This is a genomic window from Microbacterium sp. NPDC012755 (genome assembly GCF_042901325.1).
GTDB classification, from domain to species: Bacteria; Actinomycetota; Actinomycetes; order Actinomycetales; family Microbacteriaceae; genus Microbacterium; species Microbacterium natoriense.
Window position 1 is genome coordinate 3154404 of sequence record NZ_JBIBCT010000001.1, and the last position, 18611, is coordinate 3173014.

Consider the following 18611-nt stretch of genomic DNA (forward strand, 5'->3'; position numbering starts at 1 on the left):
CGGGCCATCGTCGTCGTGTTCAGCGGTCGCTGACGGCGAGGCGATAGCCGCGCTTGACGACCGTCTGGATGAGATCCGTCCCGCCCACTGCTTCACGGAGTCGCGCGATCGCGACTTCCACGGCGTGGGGATTGCGCTCGCCTCCGGGCAGTGCGTTCCCGAGGTCCGCCCTGGTGAGCACCCGGCCACCGGCATCGGCCAGTGCCTCCAGGAGCGCCGATCCCGTGCGCGACAGCGCGATGAAGCGCCCGTCGATGAGCGCACCGCTGCTGCGCACCTCCACGCGGCCGACGTCCGTGACGAGCGACGGCGCCCGACCGCCCCCGAAGTGAGAGATCACGGTCCGCGCGAGGGAGCCGAGTCGACCCCGTTCGGCGATCGTGAGCGGAAGGCCCGCTTCCTTCAAGGGGATCGCGGTCACCGGCCCCACCGCAGCCAGCAGCAGCCGCCCGGCCTCCGCGCGTCGACGGATCCGGTCGAGCGCCCCTGCCTCGGCAGCGACGGCGAGCCATGAGGCCGTTCCGGGGGCGGATGTGAAGAGCACGGCATCCGCCTCACCGGAGGCTGCCTGCAGCGTGGAGCGGCGCACGACCTCGGGGTTCGGCGGCGGGCCCCAGCGGTACACCGTGATGCTGATGACTTCGGCGCCCGCGCCCTCCAGGAGCTCGTCGAGACCGTCCGCACCCGCACCGTGGTGCTGCACGACGATGCGCTTGCCCGACACGCCCGACGCAAGCAGGTACTCCCCCACCTCCGCTGACGTCTCGGACTCAGCGACCCAGTCCGCGGAGAATCCCGCCTGCTGGATCGCGCCGTGCGCCTTGGGCCCCCGCGCGACGAAGTGCGCGCCGTCGAGCGCGGCGTCCAGTCGCTCATCGACGCCGTGCTCGTGGGCGGCGTCCATCCAGCCTCGGAAGCCGACACCGGTCGTCACGACCACGATGTCCGGAGGTGCGGCGACGAGCCGCTCCGTGCGGAGCAGCAGCTCCTCGTCGTCGGCGTTGGGCACGATGCTGAGCGCGGGCGCCCGGTGCACGGCGGCGCCGCGGCGCTCGAGGGCGGACGCCAGGTCCGCGGAGCGTCGATCGGCGGCGACGACGATCGTGCAGCCGGCGAGTGCGTGTTCGAGCGGACGCGTCGGACTCACGCTGTACCTGTGGAGATCAGATCGGCGGGGAGCAGGAGGTCCGCCCGCGCGACCTGACCGAACACGATCACCGCGGGGTTGGTCACACGTGCGTCCTCGGCCTGTCTCACCACGTCTCCCAGTGTGCACCGGATCGTCCGCTGACGATCCGTGAGCCCGTTCTCGACGACGGCGACGGGCGTCGCCGCATCGACCCCGAAGTCGAGGGCGGTCGAGACGATGCGCGGAAGTGCCGACACGCCCATGAGCACCACGGTCGTGACTGCGGGATCGGCCATCGACGTAAGCGTGCTGTGCGTGATCTCGCCCTGACCGTTCACCACGTGGAGCGCCGAGGCGACGCCGCGATGGGTGACCGGGATGCCCGCGGCCTGTGGGACGGAGATCACGCTGCTCACTCCCGGAGTGACGCTCACGGGGACGCCTGCCACCTGACACGCGATGACCTCCTCGCCGCCGCGTCCGAAAACGAAGGGGTCACCGCCCTTGAGGCGCACGACCCTGCTCCCCGCCTTCGCATGCGCCACGAGCAGCGCGTTGATCTCCTCCTGCGGCACCGGATGGTGCCCCGGTCGCTTGCCGACGTCGATCACCGTGACATCAGGGTCGATCTCGGCACGCAGCTCGTCGAACGGTCCCAGGCGGTCGGCGACGATCACGTCGGCCTCCTGGAGCAGCCGGTACCCGCGGAGCGTCATCAGGTACGCGGGGCCGGGGCCGCCTCCGACCAGATCGACCCGTCCCACACGCCGCCGCTTCACCGGGGCACCTCGACGAAGACGTCGCCCTCGATGACCCGCACCGGCCAGACCCGCAGACCGGACTGCGCCCCGTCCTGGACGACCTCTCTCCCCTGGGCGTCGAGGCACTCACCCGTGGCGAGATCGAACACCTGCTTGTGCAGCGGGGAGGCGACGGTGTCCGCGTCCCCCCGAGTGCCCACGATCCCTCTCGCGATCACCTGGGCGCCGGTGAACGGGTCGAGGTTGTCGACGGCGCGCACCGATCCATCCCGCAGCCGGAAGAGCGCGACCTGGAGGTCGTCGACCAGGGCGGCGCGTCCGCGCTCCACCTCGAGGTCGTCGAGCCCGCACACCCGGATGCTCTCCCGCACCGCAGGCGAGGTCATCGGCGCACCTCCAGAGCGGTGCCGGCGATGAGGACTCCGCCGCGCTTCTCCGCCGCCGTCGCCGGGCGGATCTGCCCTCGCTCCGCGACAAAGGCGAGCGAGGGGTCCGGAGTGTCAGCCGCGTTCACGAACGATCGGAACCTGGCGAGCTTCTCGGGGTCGCGCAGTGTCGCCGCCCACTCGTCCTCGTACCGGTCGACGTGCTGAGCCATCGCTTCGTCGAGGTCGCGGCAGATGCCGAGCGCATCGTCGAAGATGACGGAGCGCAGCGTGTCGAGCCCGCCCTCGAGCTCGTCGAGCCAGGGCGCCGTGCGCTGCAGTCGATCGGCCGTGCGGATGTAGTACATGAAGAACCTGTCGATCGCGCGGATCAGCCCGTCGTCGTCCAGATCGGAGGCGAGCAGCTGCGCGTGCTTCGGAGCGAATCCGCCGTTGCCGCCCACGTACATGTTCCAGCCGGTCTCGGTCGCGATGACGCCGACGTCCTTCCCTCGCGCCTCCGCGCACTCGCGAGCGCATCCGGAGACCCCCAGCTTGAGCTTGTGCGGCGCTCGGAGGCCCCGGTAGCGCAGCTCGAGCCGCACGGCCATCCCCACGGAATCGAGCACTCCGTAGCGGCACCAGGTCGATCCGACGCAGGACTTCACCGTGCGCAGGGACTTACCGTACGCGTGCCCCGACTCGAATCCCGCATCCACCAGCCGCTCCCAGATGAGCGGGAGCTGTTCGAGACGGGCGCCGAACATGTCGATGCGCTGGCCGCCCGTGATCTTCGTGTAGAGGGCGAAGTCCTTCGCGATGCCGCCGATCGCCAACAGACCGTCCGGCGTCACCTCGCCGCCCGGCATGCGAGGCACCACCGAGTAGGTGCCGTCCTTCTGCATGTTCGCCATGACGTGGTCGTTGGTGTCCTGCAGCGTGGCGTTCTCGCCGTCGAGGACGTGCGATCCGACGAGGACCGAGAGGATGCTCGCGATCGCCGGCTTGCAGATGTCGCACCCGCGCCCTCGTCCGAAGCGCTCGACGATCGAGCTGAACGTGCTCAGCCCGGATACCCTCACCGCGTCGAAGAGCTGCGCCCGCGACAGCTCGAAGTGCTCGCACAGCGCGTGGGAGACCGTCTGACCCAGCGCGACGAGCTCCTGTCCGACCAGCTTCTTCACCATCAGGGCGCACGAGCCGCACGTGGCGCCCGCCTTGGTGCAGACCTTGACGGCGGCGGCATCCCGACACCCCTCCTCGTGCACGGCGCTCCGGATGCGCCCGGCGGTCACGTTCGCGCACGAGCACACGACCGCCTCGTCGGGGAGGGCCGCTCGCGCGGGCTCGTCGCCGTTCTCCGGCAGCAGGTAGGCGGCAGGGTCAGCACCCAGACGCGCGCCGACCAGCGGACGCAACGCTCCGTATGCGGACGCGTCGCCGACGAGGATGCCGCCGAGCAGGGTCTGGGCGTCGTCCGAGAGGACGAGCTTCTTGTACACGCCCGCCACCGGGTCTGCGTAGACGACGTCGAGCGCATCGGGCGTCGTCGCCATGGCGTCGCCGAAGCTCGCCACGTCCACGCCCGAGAGCTTGAGTTTGGACGAGTCGTCGTATCCGGGGAACGCCGCCTCTCCTCCGAGCAGACCGGTCGCCGCGACCTCGGCCATCGCGTACCCGGGCGCCACGAGCCCGACGCAGCGCCCCTCGTAGTTGGCGACCTCGCCGATAGCGAGGATGTTCTGGTCGGATGTCGTGCATCGATCGTCGATGAGCACACCGCCGCGAGGGTCCACCCGCAGCCCCCCGTTGCGGGCGAGCTCGTCGCGCGGACGCACTCCGACGGTGAAGATCACGACGTCGGCGCGCAGGAACGAGCCGTCCTGGAACTCCAGAGCGGTCACCGCTCCCGATTCATCGGGGTCGATTCGGGTCGTGCGGGCCTCCGTCCGCACCGTGATGCCGCGGGCCTCCAGGAGCCGACGCAGCATGGAGGCGCCGACCGCGTCGAGCTGCTGGGACATGAGCCGATCGGAGTACTGCACCACCGTGACGTCGACGTCCATCCCCTGCAGCGCACCTGCCGCCTCGAGGCCGAGCAGTCCGCCCCCGATCACGGTGCCGCGAAGCGGGCGCCCGAGCATGCCTGCGCGTCGCGACACGAACTCCTGCAGCCGCTGCATGTCGTCGAGCGTGCGATACACGAAGCATCCGGGCAGGTCCGCCCCGTCGACCGCCACCCTCGCGGCGTACGAGCCGGTGGCGAGCACCAGGGTGTCGTACCGAAGCACGCGCCGGGATCGCGTCGTCACCGTCTGCGCGGCGCGATCGAGCCGCAGCACGCAGTCATCCCTCACGAGCTCGACGCGATCGTCGTCGAACACGGATCGGTCGAGTTCGAGATCCTCTGGCCCCGCGCCGGAGAAGAAGCCGCTCAGTCCGACCCGGTCGTAGGGATGCCGCCCCTCGTCGCCGAGCACGGTCACGCGCATCGCGGCATCCGTCCTGCTGAGCAGACTCTCCACGAACCGATGCGCGACCATGCCGGCCCCGACGACGACGATCTCGGGGGTTGCGGGGGCGATGTCGTCCATGGATCTCCTGTCGACGCGGGGACTGTCGTGCTGGCGACGATAGGAGCGCGGTGTTTCCCGGAGGTGATGCGCCGTGTTTCGCGCATCGAACGTTCTCCTCACAGATCGATAACGTCGGCGTGAGAACGCGGGGCCACAACGGGAGTGCCCCTCGTACTAGGCTGAAGTTCGTCCTTTCCGCCTCCCGCGGCCGTACCGCGCAAGGAGAATCATCGTGTCTGCCCCCGAGTCCTCGAAGCCGACTCCCCCCGTTCCCGCTCCCCCTGCCGCGCCGCTGCCGCGCAAGCTGCCGTCGCCGGCCGCTGTCGCGCCCGTCGCAGCCGCCGCGACGCCCCCCACGTCCACTCCCGAGGAGGTGGCGAAGTGGGGACGCGTGTCGGAGGACGGCACCGTCGAGGTGCTCGAGGGCGAGACCTGGCGCGTCGTCGGTCAGTACCCCGACGGCACTCCCGAGGAGGCGCTGGCCTACTTCGTGCGCAAGTACGACGACATCGCCTTCAAGGTGCACGCGCTGGAGCAGCGCCACCAGGCCGGTGGCGCTTCGGCCGGCGATCTCGCGAAGCAGGCGGGCCACGTTCTGACGGAGGCGACGGATGCCGCGGCCGTCGGCGATCTCGCCGGACTCCGCGACCGCCTGAACGCCCTGACCGATTCCCTGTCCGAGGCCACCGCCGAAGAGGCGCGCCAGGCAAAGGAGCTGGTCGACAGGGCCATCGCCGAGCGCACCGCCCTCGTCGAGCGCGCGGAGGCCATCGCCGCCCGCGACCTCTCGAAGGTGCAGTGGAAGCAGCTGACCGCCGAGCTCGGCGCGCTGTTCGACGAGTGGCAGGCCCACCAGCAGAACGGTCCTCGTCTGTCGAAGGGCGTCTCGCAGCAGCTGTGGAAGCGATTCCGCGATGCGCGCGCCGTCGTCGACAAGCAGCGCCGCGCGTTCTACTCGGAGCTCGATGACGCGCACAAGGCGGCCCGCGATGCGAAGACCCGCCTCGTCGAGCGCGCTGAGGCCCTCGCTCCCCGCGGGACCGACGGCATCCCGTCGTACCGCAACCTCCTCGACGAGTGGAAGGCCGCCGGCCGTGCCGGTCGCAAGGCCGACGACGCGCTCTGGGCGCGCTTCAAGGCCGCAGGAGATGCGCTGTACTCGGCCCGTGCCGAGCAGGCCGCGGCGGAGGAAGCCGACTCGGCTCCGAAGATCGAGGCCCGTCAGGCGCTCCTCGAAGACGCCAAGGCCGTCGCCGACGAGCCGAACATCAAGAGCGCCCGCGCACTGCTGACCCGCATCCAGCGTCAGTGGGACGAGGTCGGTCGCATCTTCCCCCGCGAGAAGGAGCGCGCTCTCGATGACCGCCTGCGCGTGATCGAGCAGGCGCTCAAGGCCCGCGAAGAGGTCGACTGGAAGAAGAACAACCCCGAGACCAAGGCACGCGCGAACGACATGAGCTCGCAGCTGGTCGAGGCCATCGAGAAGCTCGAGGCCGAGCTCGCCGCGGCGGAGAAGGCCGGAGACAAGAAGGCGGCCAAGACCGCGGCTGACGCTCTCGAGGCGCGTCGCACCTGGCTGAACGCCCTCGGGGGCTGAACCTCTCCACAGATCTCCGCAGAGACGCCCGGACGCGGGATGCCGTACGCCACACTGGCGTGATGCATCCCGCGTTCGTGTATCTGCCCGGCGATCGTCTGACGCTGCCCGAGCTCAGCTCCGCGCGGCTCGACGGGCACGTGGTCGAGCTCGGCGAGGGGTACATCCCCGCCGATCTCATCGAGGGGCCGGCTCTCAGGGCTCGCATGATCGCCGGACTGGTCCCGGCCGGCACTGCGGCCTCGGGACCGACAGCCGCGTGGATCCACGGTGCCGGCGACACGCCCCCGACACCCCACCACGTGCACCGCGCCGTGGAGAGGAGATTCAGACCGGACCCCGATCATCGGCTGATCTTCCACGACACGCGCGTCCCGGCATCCGATGTCCAGGTGCTCGGCGGAGTCCTCACGACCACTCCGGTGAGGACGATGGTCGATCTCGCGCTCACCACCACCCGTGACCCGCGGATGCTCGTCTGGATGCGCCTGCTCGCGGCCGAGAGCCCACCGCTCGTCGAGGAGGCCGTGCGCTCCCTGTCGGCGAGGACGCGCGTCCCCGGATCACGTGGCGCGCTCGCGACTCTCGAGAGGCTGAGGCTCAGGAGGACGTGACGCGGTACACGTCGTACACCGCATCGATGCGCCGCACCGCGTTCAGGACGCGATCGAGGTGCACGGCATCGCCCATCTCGAAGACGAACCGGCTGAGCGCGAGGCGCTCGTCGGTGGTCGAGACCGTGGCGGAGAGGATGTTCACGTGGTGCTCGCTGAGCACGCGGGTGACGTCGGAGAGCAGTCCGGAGCGATCGAGCGCCTCGACCTGGATCTGCACGCGGAACACGCTCTTGGTCGTGGGCGCCCAGGACACCTCGACGAAGCGGTCCTTGTCCTCTTCGCTGCTGAGCGCCTTCACGTTCACGCAGTCGGCCCGGTGGACAGAGACGCCGCTGCCACGGGTCACGAAGCCGACGATCTGATCGCCCGGCACCGGAGTGCAGCACTTTGCGAGCTTCACGAGGATGTCGGCGGCTCCGCGCACGAGCACGCCGGAGTCTCCGGCACGGGGCTCCCTGGTCGGGATGCTCCCGGGGAGGTCGATGGGACCCGTGGCCGGATCGTTGGCCGCCACCAGCGCGGTGACCTTCTCCAGCACGGACTGCGTGGAGACGTGCCCCTCGCCGACCGCGGCGTACAGTGCGGAGACGTCTTCGTAGCGAAGCTGGTGCGCGACCTCTGCGAAGGAGTCCTGGCTCATCAGGCGCTGCAGCGGGAGGTTCTGCCGGCGCATCGCCCGGGCGATGGCCTCCTTGCCCTGCTCGATCGCCTCCTCGCGACGCTCCTTCGTGAACCATCCGCGGATCTTGTTGCGCGCCCGTGTGCTCTTGACGAAGCCCAGCCAGTCCTGGCTCGGACCCGCGTCGGGGTTCTTCGACGTGAAGACCTCGACGACGTCTCCGCTCTTGAGCTCGGACTCCAGGGGCACGAGGCGCCCGTTGACCTTGGCGCCCATCGTGCGGTGACCGATCTCGGTGTGCACGGCGTAGGCGAAGTCCACGGGAGACGCATCGGCCGGAAGGCCGATCACACGTCCCTTCGGCGTGAAGACGTAGACCTCCTTGGCTCCGATCTCGAAGCGCAGGGAGTCGAGGAACTCACCGGGGTCGGCCGTCTCCGCCTGCCAATCGGAGATGTGTGCGAGCCACGCCATGTCGGCGTCTGCGGCGCGCACCTCGGCCTTGCCGCCGTTCATCCGCTCCTTGTACATCCAGTGGGCGGCGACGCCGTACTCCGCCTGCTGGTGCATCTCCTGCGTGCGGATCTGGATCTCGACCGTGCGACCGGCCGGACCGATCACCGTGGTGTGCAGCGACTGGTACAGGTTGAACTTCGGGGTGGCGATGTAGTCCTTGAACCGGCCGGGCAGCGGGGTCCAGCGGGCGTGGATCGCTCCGAGGACCGCATAGCAGTCGCGCACGGAGGCGACGATCACCCGGATGCCGATCAGGTCGTAGATGTCGTCGAACTCGCGACCCCGCACGACCATCTTCTGATAGACGGAGTACAGCTGCTTGGGGCGTCCGACGACCTTGCCGCGGATGCGCAGGTCACGCAGATCCTCGTCGATCTCCTGGACGACCTGGTTCAGGTACTTCTCGCGCTGCGGCGTGCGCTGCGCGATGAGGCTGTGGATCTCGTTGTAGATCTTCGGGTGCAGCACCGCGAAGGACAGGTCCTCGAGCTCGGACTTGATCGCCTGGATGCCGAGTCGATTGGCCAGGGGCGCGTAGATCTCCAGCGTCTCCTTGGCCTTCTTGGCCGCCTTCTCGGGCGGCACGAAGCCCCAGGTGCGCGCGTTGTGCAGTCGGTCGGCGAGCTTGATCAGCAGCACGCGGATGTCCTTCGACATCGCCACGATCATCTTGCGGACGGTCTCTGCCTGGGCGCTCTCGCCGTACTTGACCTTGTCGAGCTTGGTGACGCCGTCGACGAGCATCGCGACCTCGTCGCCGAACTCGGCGGTGAGCTCGCTCAGCGCGTAGCCGGTGTCCTCCACGGTGTCGTGCAGGAGTGCCGCGGCGATCGCCCTGGGTCCGAGGCCCAGCTCGGCGAGGATCTGCGCGACCGCGAGCGGGTGGGTGATGTACGGCTCGCCGCTCTGACGCTTCTGGCCCTCGTGCTTCTCCTTGGCCACCGCGTAGGCGCGCTCGATCACGGCGAAGTCACCGCGAGGATGATTCGCTCGGACCGTGCGGATCAGGTTGTCGAGATCATTGATCCGGGGCGCGCGGGAGAAGATGCGGGGAACCAGGCGTCGCAGGCTCGAACCCTGCGACGACGTCTGCGGTTCCGCCATCCGCTCACCTCCCCAATCAGTACATCTTACGCGGGTCCTGCGGGGCCGAGCCCCGCAGGACGGGCACGCTCACGCGTCGACGGTCGCCTTGGCTCGGGCCTCGCGGATCTTCGCGTCACGCGCCATGAGCTGCGGCTCGTTCTCGCGGAACAGCGAGTAGAGCGGAGCGGCGACGAACAGCGTCGAGTACGTCGCGACCAGGATGCCGACGAAGATCGACAGCGAGATGTCGGTCAGCGTCTCCGCACCAAGCCAGAAGGCGCCGATGAAGAGGATCGCCCCGACGGGCAGGGCGGCGACGACCGAGGTGTTGATCGAGCGCACCAGCGTCTGGTTGACGGCGAGGTTGACCGACTCCCCGAAGGTGCGTCCGGACTTCTCCCCGTCTTCCGTGGTGTTCTCTCGGACCTTGTCGAAGACGACGGTCGTGTCGTACAGCGAGTAGGCGAGGATCGTCAGGAAGCCGATGACGGCCGCCGGGGAGATCTCGAAGCCCGCGAGAGCGTACACGCCGATCGTGATGACGAGGACGTCGAGCAGGCCGATGATCGCCGCAGCGGACATCTTCCAGGTGCGGAAGTACAGGGCGAGGATGAGGAAGGTCAGCGCGAGGAAGATCGCGAGTCCCCACAGCGACTGCTTGGTGACGTTCTCACCCCACGCGGGGCCGATGAACGAGGACGTGACGCTCTTCGGGTCGACTCCGTAGGCATCGGCGAGAGCGGCGGAGACCTTCTGCGTCTCCTCGTCGCTCATCTGATCGGTCTGGACGCGGATGTCCTTGCCGCTGACGACCACGACCTTCGTCGCAGCGCCCGGAACCACCGAGTGCACGGCCTTGGTCGCCGTGCTCTGATCGATGCTGTTCGGGGCGGTGACCGTGAACTGCGATCCGCCGGTGAACTCGATGGAGAACTGCACGGGGCGGATGAACGGGACGAGGATCGACCCGACCACCAGCGCGATGGCGATGATGAACCACAGTCGACGCTTGGCGACGAACGGGAAAGAGGTCTTTCCCGAGTACAGGTTGTTGCCGAACTCACTCATGGAAGCCATCAGTTCGCCCCCTCATTTCCGCCGCTGCCGGCTCTGTCGCCGGCGAGTGCCTCCGCGCGCTTGCGCTCGGCGATCGTCTGCCTGCGATCTGCTTCTCCGCGCGAGCGCGCGTTCTTCGCCCCGCGACCGGCGGATGCCGTAGAGACTTCGCGGTACTGCGAGCGGCTGCGGTACACCGCGCCGAGGGACTCCGGGTCGAGGCCCGAGAGCTTGTGTCCGCCGCCGAAGAAGCGGGTGCGCACGAGCAGCTGCATGACCGGGTGCGTGAAGATCACGAAGATGAACACGTCGATCAGGGTCGTGAGCCCGAGGGTGAACGCGAAGCCCTTCACCGTCGCATCGGCCAGGATGTACAGCACGACGGCGGCGAGGATGTTGATCGACTTCGAGATGTAGATCGTGCGCTTCGCCCGGCCCCAGCCGTCTTCCACGGCTGCCGTGATCGACTTGCCGTCGCGCAGCTCGTCCCTTATTCGTTCGAAGTACACGATGAACGAGTCCGCGACGAATCCGATCGAGACGATCAGACCCGCGACGCCGGCGAGCGAGAGACGGAAGCCCATGCGCCACGCGAGGATGCAGATGATGATGTAGGTCAGCACACCCATCACCGCGATCGAGGCGACGATGACGGCGCCGAGAGCCCGGTACACGATCAGCGAGTAGATCGCGACGAGCGCGAGGCCGATGAGACCGGCGATGAGGCCGATCTGCAGCTGCTGCGTACCGAGAGTCGCCGACACGGTTCCCGAGCTCTGCACCACGAAGCTGAGAGGCAGGGCGCCGAACTTGAGCTGGTCGGCGAGAGTGGTCGCGGACTCCTGGGTGAAGTTGCCCGAGATGCTCGGGCGGCCGTCGAGGATCTGCCCGTTCATCTGCGGAGCACTGATCACGCTGCCGTCCAGTACGAACGCGAACTGGTCGCGCGGCGAGAGGTTGGCGAGCTTGTTCTGGTACAGACGCGTGCTGACCTTGCCGAAGGCGTCGGCACCCTCAGACGTCATGGTCAGCTGCACGAGCCAGGCGCCCGACTTGGGGTCGCGGCCGGCCGTCGCATCGGTGATCGCGGTGCCGGTGAGCTCGGCCGGGCCCAGGAGGTACTTGGCCGTGCCGCTCGGGTCGCAGGCGATCAGCGGCTGGTCCTGGGGAGCCCGGGAGGCGTCGGCCGGCGGGTTCGCGCAGTCGTAGGCGAGGAACTCGGCCTGCAGCTTGTCGGTGACCCACGCGAGGTCGCTCGAGTCCGTCGGCTTCACCGTCGGGGTGGCGTTCAGCGAGGGGTCCGGCGTCGGATACGGCGTGGTGTTGCCGTCCTCCCCGGTGAACGACGTCGCGGCGGCCGTCGTGTAGAGCACCGCGCGGAACTCCAGCTGAGCGCTCGACTTGATCCGCTCGCGCGTGGCCTCGTCGGCCACACCGGGGATCTGCACGACGATGTTCTGGCCGCCCTCGGTCGTGATGTCGGCCTCGCTCACACCGGAGGCGTCGACACGCTGCCGGATGATCGCGGCCGCCTGGTCCATCTGCTCCTGCGAGGGCGCTGCGCCGTCTTCGGTCTGCGCCTGGAGGACGATCTGCGTGCCGCCCTGGAGGTCGAGGGCGAGTTCAGGGGTCCACGAGCTCTGCTTGAACACATACACGCCGAGCGCGTTGATGCCGAAGAGGACGCCTGTCACCAGGACGAGTCCGAGAAGGACCCTCCAGGCGTGACGGACCGGAGAGGAAGAAGCCACGTGATCAGCTTTCTGAGATGCCGGAGCGCCGGTGCGGCGCCATGGTCCTGAGGAGGATTACTTGTCGTCCGCGTCGCGCTCGAGACGCGCGCGCGTCTCCTCGGCCGTCTCGATGCCGGGAGCGGCGTCAGCGGCGGGCGTCTCGTCGACGGCATCCGTCACGTCGTCCGCGATGGCGTCCTTGGGCTCGACGACCCGCAGGATCGCCTGGCTGTGCACCTCGATGATCGTGCCGGGTGCGATCTCCACCAGAGCCGGCTCGTCCAGGTCGATCGGGTCGTAGGCCACGATCGTCCCGAAGATGCCGCCCTGGAGCAGGACCTTGGCGCCGGGGACGGTCTTCGTCGCCTTAGCCTCCTGGTCGGCCTTCATCTGCCTCTGACGCTTGCGGGTGTTCACGAACATGAAGATGATCAGCACCGCGAGGATCGGGAGCATGATGAGTGTGGGATCCATCGCGGATGCCTTTCAGTCGCGCACACGCCGACGACGGCGTGCACCAGGGGGGATCGGAAGGAAGTCTTCAGCGATTATAGGTGATCGAACAGTCCGTCTTCGGTGCGACGGGCGACGCCGAGGTGCGCGTAGGCCTCCGGCATGGCGATCCGACCCCGCGGAGTGCGACCGAGGAAGCCGATCCGCACGAGGTACGGCTCCACGACGCTCTCCACGGTCTCGGCCTCTTCGCCGACCGCGACGGCGAGCGTGCTGAGACCGACGGGGCCGCCTTTGAACCGGCGGACCAGCGCTTCCAGCACTGCCCTGTCGAGGCGGTCGAGGCCGATCGAGTCGACGTCGTAGAGCTCGAGGGCCGCGCGGACGCCGGACAGGGTCGCCTCTCCCCCGCCGTGCACGAGTGCGTAGTCGCGGACGCGCCGGAGGAGGCGGTTCGCGATGCGGGGGGTGCCACGGGAGCGCCGTGCGATCTCTGCGAGGGAGTCAGAGGGCAGATCGACTCCGAGTACGCGAGCGGATCGGTCGATCACGCGCTCCAGCTCGGACTCGTCGTAGAACTCGAGGTGGCCGGTGAAGCCGAAGCGATCCCGGAGCGGGTTCGGGAGCAGACCGGAGCGGGTCGTCGCGCCGACGAGGGTGAACGGGGCGAGCTCCAGGGGGATGCTCGTGGCCCCGGCGCCCTTGCCGACCATGATGTCGATGCGGAAGTCCTCCATCGCGAGGTACAGCATCTCCTCGGCCGAGCGCGCCATGCGGTGGATCTCGTCGATGAAGAGGACCTCGCCGGGGGTCAGGCTCGACAGCAGGGCGGCCAGGTCACCGGCGTGCTGGATCGCCGGGCCGCTGGAGAGCCGCAGCGGACGCCCGCTCTCGTGGGCGACGATCATGGCCAGAGTGGTCTTGCCGAGCCCTGGGGGGCCCGCGAGGAGGATGTGGTCGGCCGGGCGGCTCTGGATGCCGGCGGCGTCCAGCAGCAGCTGCAGTTGGCCGCGGACCTTCTGCTGACCGACGAAGTCGCTGAGACTGGTCGGTCGCAGCGCGCCCTCGATGGCGAGCTCTGTCTCGTCGACCGGCTCGGTCGCGTCGCGCGCGTCAGACACGCGCCGGCCCCAGCATCGCGAGGGTGCGGCGCAGGAGCGACGCGACGGACGAGCGCTCGGCCTCCGAAGCGTCGGCGGACGTCTGGGTCGCCGCCTCGACGGCGACCTTCTCGGACCAGCCGAGCCCGATGAGCGCCGCCGCGACCTGATCGATCACGTCGACTCCCCCGGCGGCGGGCTTCCTGGCCGGGCTTCCGACGGGAGCCACCTTTCCGGCGAGCTGCACGACGATCAGCTTGGCGGTCTTCGGACCGATGCCGGAGACGCGACGGAACGGCGCGTCGTCCTCCGCGGTGACGGCCTCGGCGATCTGGTCGACCGTGAGGTGCGAGAGGACGCCGAGCGCGGACTTCGGTCCGACACCGGTGACGCTGATGAGCAGGCCGAAGACCTCCAGTTCGCTGCGATCCGCGAACCCGTAGAGCGACAGGGCGTCCTCGCGGACGATGAGACTCGTGTGCAGCATCAGCCGCTCTCCGATCGCGGCGGTGTGCGCGACGTCGGCCGGGACGGCGACGGAGAACCCGACTCCTCCGACTTCGATGACGACCTGGTCCGGCGTCGTGTGCAGGACAATGCCGTGCAGCGAGGAGATCATCTCACCAGTCTAGGCACCGGATCGTACATACGTTCGAGCGACACGCTCGGCATCCGCCCAGGCCTTCTGCGCGGGCGTCAGCACGTCCTGCCCCGGCACTCCCGCAGCCCCTCGGCGCCAGGCATGGCACAGCGCGATCGCGAGCGCGTCAGCGGCGTCGGCGGGCTGCGGCGGGGCGTCGAGACGGAGGATGCGGGCGATCATCGCCTGCACCTGTCGCTTGTCGGCGGAACCGTAGCCCGTGACCGCGGCCTTCACCTCGCTCGGCGTGTGGGTCGCCGCAGGAAGACCGGCCTCGGCTGCCAGCAGGAGCGCCACTCCACTGGCCTGAGCGGTGCCCATCACCGTGTGGCTGTTCTGCTGAGCGAACACGCGCTCGACGGCGACCGCGTCAGGGCGGTGCGCCGCGATCACCTCGCGGATGCCGGCGGCCACCGTCGCGAGACGTTCGCCGATCGGCGCGTCGACGGCGGAGCGGATCACGCCGACGTGCACGAGCGTCCCTCGACGGGCGCGGTCGACGTCGACGACGCCGACACCGCACCGGGTCAGACCGGGGTCGATGCCGAGGACGCGCAACGTGGAGGAGGTCACCTCTCCAGGCTATGCGCCGTCAGCGGCGCCGGCTGCCCGGCGCGCCCGTCACTCGTCGTTCTCGAGCTCCGCCTGCACCTCGGCCGACAGGTCGAAGTTGGTGAACACGTTCTGCACGTCTTCGCTGTCCTCGAGGGCGTCGATCAGTCGGAAGATCTTGCGCGCCGTGTCGGCGTCGATCTCGACCTTGAGGTTCGGGACGAACTCGACGTCGGCCGACTCGTACTCGATGCCCGCGTCGACGAGGGCCGAGCGCACCGAGACCATGTCGGTCGGCTCGGTCACGATCTCGAAGCCCTCGGCGTGCGGCTCGATCTCCTCGGCGCCCGCCTCGAGCGCCGCCATCATGACGTCGTCTTCGGTGGTGCCCTCAGAGCTCACCACGATGACGCCCTTGCGGCTGAAGTTGTACGCCACGCTGCCGGGGTCGGCGAGGGTGCCGCCGTTGCGGCTGAGCGCGGTGCGCACTTCGGCCGCCGCACGGTTCTTGTTATCGGTCAGACACTCGATCATGAGGGCGACGCCGTTGGGTCCGTAGCCTTCGTACATGATCGAGGTGTACTCGACGGCCTCGCCGCCGATACCGGCGCCGCGCTTGATGGCGCGGTCGATGTTGTCCTTCGGGACGGAGGTCTTCTTCGCCTTGAGGACGGCGTCGAACAGCGTCGGGTTGCCCTGCAGGTCGGCGCCGCCGAGCTTGGCCGCGACCTCGATGTTCTTGATGAGCTTCGCCCACGACTTCGCACGCCGCGAATCGATGATCGCCTTCTTGTGCTTGGTCGTGGCCCACTTGGAATGCCCGGACATAAGTCTCCCGCTCGTCGAATCCGCCCGGGCGCCTGGCCCAGGGCATCGTCCAGTCTAACGAATCACGCCGCGCGCGCCGCGACCCGATCGAGGAAGCGCGCGTGGAAGCGGCTCTCCCCCATGATCTCCGGGTGGAAGCTGAGCCCGAGCAGACCGCCCTGCTCGACGGCGACGACGCGGCCGTCCGGCAGCGCGGCGAGGACGGATGCCGCCTCTCCGACGCTCTCGACCACCGGTCCACGGATGAACGCCGCCTTCACGGACCCCGTGCCGAGCTCGGGCACGTCGAGCTCGGCCTCGAAGGACTCGACCTGGCGGCCGAAGGCGTTGCGTCGGACGACGACGTCGAGCCCGCCGAACGACTCCTGTCCGTCGATCGCATCGACCACGGCATCCGCCAACATGATGAGACCGGCACAGGTGCCGAGCACCGGCATCCCCGCGGCGATAGCCTCGCGGATGGGCTCCTGCAGACCGAAGATCCGGGAGAGCTTGTCGATCACGCTCGACTCGCCGCCGGGGATCACGAGCCCCGACACCGTCGCGAGCTCCTCCGGACGGCGCACGAGCACGACCTCGGCGCCGAGACCGGCGAGCAGGGCGGCGTGCTCGCGCACGTCGCCCTGCAGCGCGAGCACGCCGACCTTCGGGCTACCAGCCACGCTCGGCGAGGCGGTGCGGTGCGGGGAGGTCGGAGACGTTGATGCCGACCATGGCTTCGCCGAGTCCGCGGGACACCTCGGCGATGACCTTCGGGTCGTCGAAGAACGTCGTGGCCTTGACGATGGCCTTCGCGCGCTCTGCGGGGTTGCCCGACTTGAAGATGCCGGAGCCGACGAAGACGCCGTCGGCACCGAGCTGCATCATCATGGCGGCATCCGCGGGGGTGGCCACGCCGCCCGCCACGAACAGCACGACGGGGAGCGTGCCGGTCTCGGCGATCTCGGCGACCAGCTCGTACGGCGCCTGCAGCTCCTTGGCGGCGACGAACAGCTCGTCCTTCGGGAGCGCGGTGAGCGCGGCGATCTCGCCGCGGATCCTGCGGATGTGCTTCATCGCCTCGGAGACGTCTCCGGTGCCCGCCTCACCCTTGGAGCGGATCATCGCCGCGCCCTCGTTGATGCGGCGCAGCGCCTCGCCGAGGTTGGTGGCGCCGCACACGAAGGGCACCGTGAAGCCGTACTTGTCGATGTGGTTGACGTAGTCGGCCGGGGAGAGCACCTCGGACTCGTCGATGTAGTCGACACCGAGCTCCTGCAGCACCTGGGCCTCGACGAAGTGGCCGATGCGCGCCTTCGCCATCACGGGGATCGAGACCGCGTCGATGATGCTGTCGATCATGTCGGGGTCGCTCATGCGCGACACGCCGCCCTGGGCGCGGATGTCGGCGGGAACGCGCTCGAGGGCCATCACGGCGACGGCGCCGGCGTCTTCGGCGATCTTCGCCTGCTCGGCGGTGACGACGTCCATGATGACGCCGCCCTTGAGCATCTCGGCGAGCCCGCGCTTGACGCGCGAGGATCCGGTGGTGGTCTGTTCGGTCATGAGGGGCTCCTGTCAGGATGAACCAAAGCTCGTTTTGATCTATGTCAAAAGATAGCACTGTCCGGAACGACCTAGAATCGGTCACGAGGACTCATGACGGACATCACAGGGAGCACAGCGGCGGAGATCGCCGACAGCGTGCGCGGGCTGCGCGACCGCGGCCTACTGCGTGCGGGCAGCGTCCTGCCTCCGGTGCGTGAGCTCGCCTCGACCCTCGGCGTCAATCGCAACACGGCGGTCGCCGCGTATCGTCAGCTGGCCCAGGCGGGACTCGTCGTGTCGCGTGGCCGCGCGGGGACCGTCGTCGCCGGACACGAGTCCGTCGCCCAGGAGGGATACGCCGCCGACACGGTGCTCCGCGATGTCGGAACCGGAAACCCGGATCCTCGGCTGATCCCGGACCCATCCCCCGCACTCGCCACCCTCGCCGGCCGCCCGGTGCTCTACGGAGAGCCGGTGATCGACCGCGGGCTCGACGAGTGGGCGCACGACTGGGTCGCCGCAGACCTCGGCGACGCCGACTTCCGCATCACGATCACCAGCGGTGCGGTGGATGCCGTGGAGCGCCTGCTCGCGCAGGCTCTCATGCGCGACGACGCCGTCGCGCTCGAGGATCCGTGCTTCCTGGCCAGCATCCACACCGTCCGGCTCGGCGGATACCGTGCCGTCCCCGTGCCCGTCGACGAAGAGGGCATGACGGTCGACGGTCTGCGGGCCGCACTCGACGCCGGCGTCCGCGCGGTGATCTGCACACCCCGCGCGCAGAACCCCACCGGGGCGAGCCTCAGCGCCCGCCGGGCGGCGGAGCTGCGCACCGCGCTCGCCGCGCACCCGTACGTGCTGATCATCGAGGACGATCACTTCTCGATGCTGTCGCGCCGCCCCTACGAGACCCTGATCGGCCCCGCGCATCGACGGTTCGCGCTCGTGCGCTCGGTCTCGAAGTTCCTGGGTCCCGACATGTGCCTGGCCGTGGCGGCGACCGATCCCGAGACCGCAGAGCGTCTCGCGATGCGGCTGAGCCCCGGCACCACCTGGGTGAGCCACCTGCTGCAGCGCCTGACCCTCGCGCAGCTGACCGACGAGACCGTGGCAGCGAGGATCGCGGCGGCATCCGAGCACTACGCGGCCAAGAACGACGACTTCGCGACCCGCCTGCGAGAGCACGGCATCGAGGCCGCCGCATCAGACGGACTGAGCCTGTGGGTCGCCCTGCCGATCGCCGCGCGCACGGTCGCCGAGCGCCTCATGCGGCGCGGCTGGCTGGCCCGCACGGGTGACGACTTCGCTCTCGACGACAGGGCAGAGCCGTCGCGCCACCTGCGCCTCACCGTCCACGATCTCTCCGACGACGATGCGGCGACGCTCGTCACCGACCTCGTCGCGGCAGTGCGATGATCCACCCCCGCGGTCTCCGGCCCGCTCTGAACGAAAGGAT

At 69.2% G+C, this 18611-nt stretch carries 17 protein-coding genes; 3 read left to right on the plus strand and 14 right to left on the minus strand.

The window, feature by feature from the left end; translation table 11 throughout:
- Positions 1-19: 19 nt before the first annotated feature.
- From ACFY5A_RS14755 to nirB, 4 genes are read right to left on the minus strand one after another with little or no spacing between them, the layout of a single operon-like run.
- Positions 20-1147, minus strand: a complete 1128-nt coding sequence (locus tag ACFY5A_RS14755; protein ID WP_341942118.1) for a uroporphyrinogen-III synthase — start codon at positions 1145-1147, stop codon at positions 20-22.
- Positions 1144-1908, minus strand: coding sequence for a uroporphyrinogen-III C-methyltransferase (gene cobA, locus ACFY5A_RS14760; protein ID WP_387235103.1), 765 nt, complete (start codon positions 1906-1908; stop codon positions 1144-1146). The genes ACFY5A_RS14755 and cobA overlap by 4 nt, the downstream gene beginning before the upstream one ends.
- Complete coding sequence (gene nirD, locus ACFY5A_RS14765) at positions 1905-2276, minus strand: nitrite reductase small subunit NirD (protein WP_341942116.1); 372 nt, start codon at positions 2274-2276, stop codon at positions 1905-1907. Before nirD ends, cobA begins: the two co-directional genes overlap by 4 nt.
- On the minus strand, positions 2273-4849 hold the full coding sequence (nirB, locus tag ACFY5A_RS14770) for a nitrite reductase large subunit NirB (protein WP_387235106.1): 2577 nt from the start codon (positions 4847-4849) through the stop codon (positions 2273-2275). The genes nirD and nirB overlap by 4 nt, the downstream gene beginning before the upstream one ends.
- A 214-nt stretch (positions 4850-5063) precedes the next feature.
- On the opposite strand from nirB, the gene ACFY5A_RS14775 reads away from it, so the two are divergent.
- A complete protein-coding gene (locus tag ACFY5A_RS14775) occupies positions 5064-6428 on the plus strand; it encodes a DUF349 domain-containing protein (protein ID WP_387235109.1) in 1365 nt (454 codons plus the stop codon).
- Between the two features lie 62 nt (positions 6429-6490).
- Positions 6491-7042 (plus strand): hypothetical protein, encoded by a 552-nt coding sequence (locus ACFY5A_RS14780; protein ID WP_341942113.1) that lies wholly within the window; start codon positions 6491-6493, stop codon positions 7040-7042.
- Here the strand turns inward: ACFY5A_RS14780 and ACFY5A_RS14785 are convergent.
- The 10 genes from ACFY5A_RS14785 to pdxS all read right to left on the minus strand — a co-directional run bounded on the left by ACFY5A_RS14785 (position 7029) and on the right by pdxS (position 17173).
- Complete coding sequence (locus tag ACFY5A_RS14785) at positions 7029-9284, minus strand: bifunctional (p)ppGpp synthetase/guanosine-3',5'-bis(diphosphate) 3'-pyrophosphohydrolase (RefSeq protein WP_105677356.1); 2256 nt, start codon at positions 9282-9284, stop codon at positions 7029-7031. The genes ACFY5A_RS14780 and ACFY5A_RS14785 overlap by 14 nt on opposite strands.
- 69 nt (positions 9285-9353) lie before the next feature.
- Positions 9354-10343 carry a protein translocase subunit SecF gene (secF, locus tag ACFY5A_RS14790; protein ID WP_341942112.1) on the minus strand — a complete coding sequence of 330 codons (990 nt, stop codon included), beginning with the start codon at positions 10341-10343 and terminating at the stop codon, positions 9354-9356.
- Positions 10343-12073 carry a protein translocase subunit SecD gene (secD, locus tag ACFY5A_RS14795; protein ID WP_387235114.1) on the minus strand — a complete coding sequence of 577 codons (1731 nt, stop codon included), beginning with the start codon at positions 12071-12073 and terminating at the stop codon, positions 10343-10345. The genes secF and secD overlap by 1 nt, the downstream gene beginning before the upstream one ends.
- A 57-nt stretch (positions 12074-12130) precedes the next feature.
- Positions 12131-12529, minus strand: a complete 399-nt coding sequence (yajC, locus tag ACFY5A_RS14800) for a preprotein translocase subunit YajC (RefSeq protein ID WP_105677360.1) — start codon at positions 12527-12529, stop codon at positions 12131-12133.
- A gap of 74 nt (positions 12530-12603) precedes the next feature.
- Positions 12604-13629 (minus strand): Holliday junction branch migration DNA helicase RuvB, encoded by a 1026-nt coding sequence (ruvB, locus tag ACFY5A_RS14805; protein WP_105677361.1) that lies wholly within the window; start codon positions 13627-13629, stop codon positions 12604-12606.
- A complete protein-coding gene (gene ruvA / locus ACFY5A_RS14810) occupies positions 13622-14227 on the minus strand; it encodes a Holliday junction branch migration protein RuvA (RefSeq protein ID WP_387235117.1) in 606 nt (201 codons plus the stop codon). The genes ruvB and ruvA overlap by 8 nt, the downstream gene beginning before the upstream one ends.
- 9 nt (positions 14228-14236) lie before the next feature.
- Positions 14237-14821, minus strand: a complete 585-nt coding sequence (gene ruvC, locus ACFY5A_RS14815; RefSeq protein ID WP_387235120.1) for a crossover junction endodeoxyribonuclease RuvC — start codon at positions 14819-14821, stop codon at positions 14237-14239.
- 48 nt (positions 14822-14869) lie between these two features.
- A complete protein-coding gene (locus tag ACFY5A_RS14820; RefSeq protein ID WP_387235123.1) occupies positions 14870-15628 on the minus strand; it encodes a YebC/PmpR family DNA-binding transcriptional regulator in 759 nt (252 codons plus the stop codon).
- Positions 15629-15690: 62 nt separating this feature from the next.
- The gene (gene pdxT / locus ACFY5A_RS14825) at positions 15691-16290 is read right to left on the minus strand and encodes a pyridoxal 5'-phosphate synthase glutaminase subunit PdxT (protein WP_341942108.1); all 600 of its coding nucleotides are present in this window, start codon (positions 16288-16290) and stop codon (positions 15691-15693) included.
- The gene (pdxS, locus tag ACFY5A_RS14830) at positions 16280-17173 is read right to left on the minus strand and encodes a pyridoxal 5'-phosphate synthase lyase subunit PdxS (protein ID WP_341942107.1); all 894 of its coding nucleotides are present in this window, start codon (positions 17171-17173) and stop codon (positions 16280-16282) included. Before pdxS ends, pdxT begins: the two co-directional genes overlap by 11 nt.
- A gap of 93 nt (positions 17174-17266) precedes the next feature.
- Between pdxS and ACFY5A_RS14835 the strand changes: the two genes are divergently transcribed.
- Positions 17267-18571, plus strand: a complete 1305-nt coding sequence (locus ACFY5A_RS14835) for an aminotransferase class I/II-fold pyridoxal phosphate-dependent enzyme (RefSeq protein WP_387235129.1) — start codon at positions 17267-17269, stop codon at positions 18569-18571.
- The last annotated feature ends 40 nt before the right edge of the window (positions 18572-18611 follow it).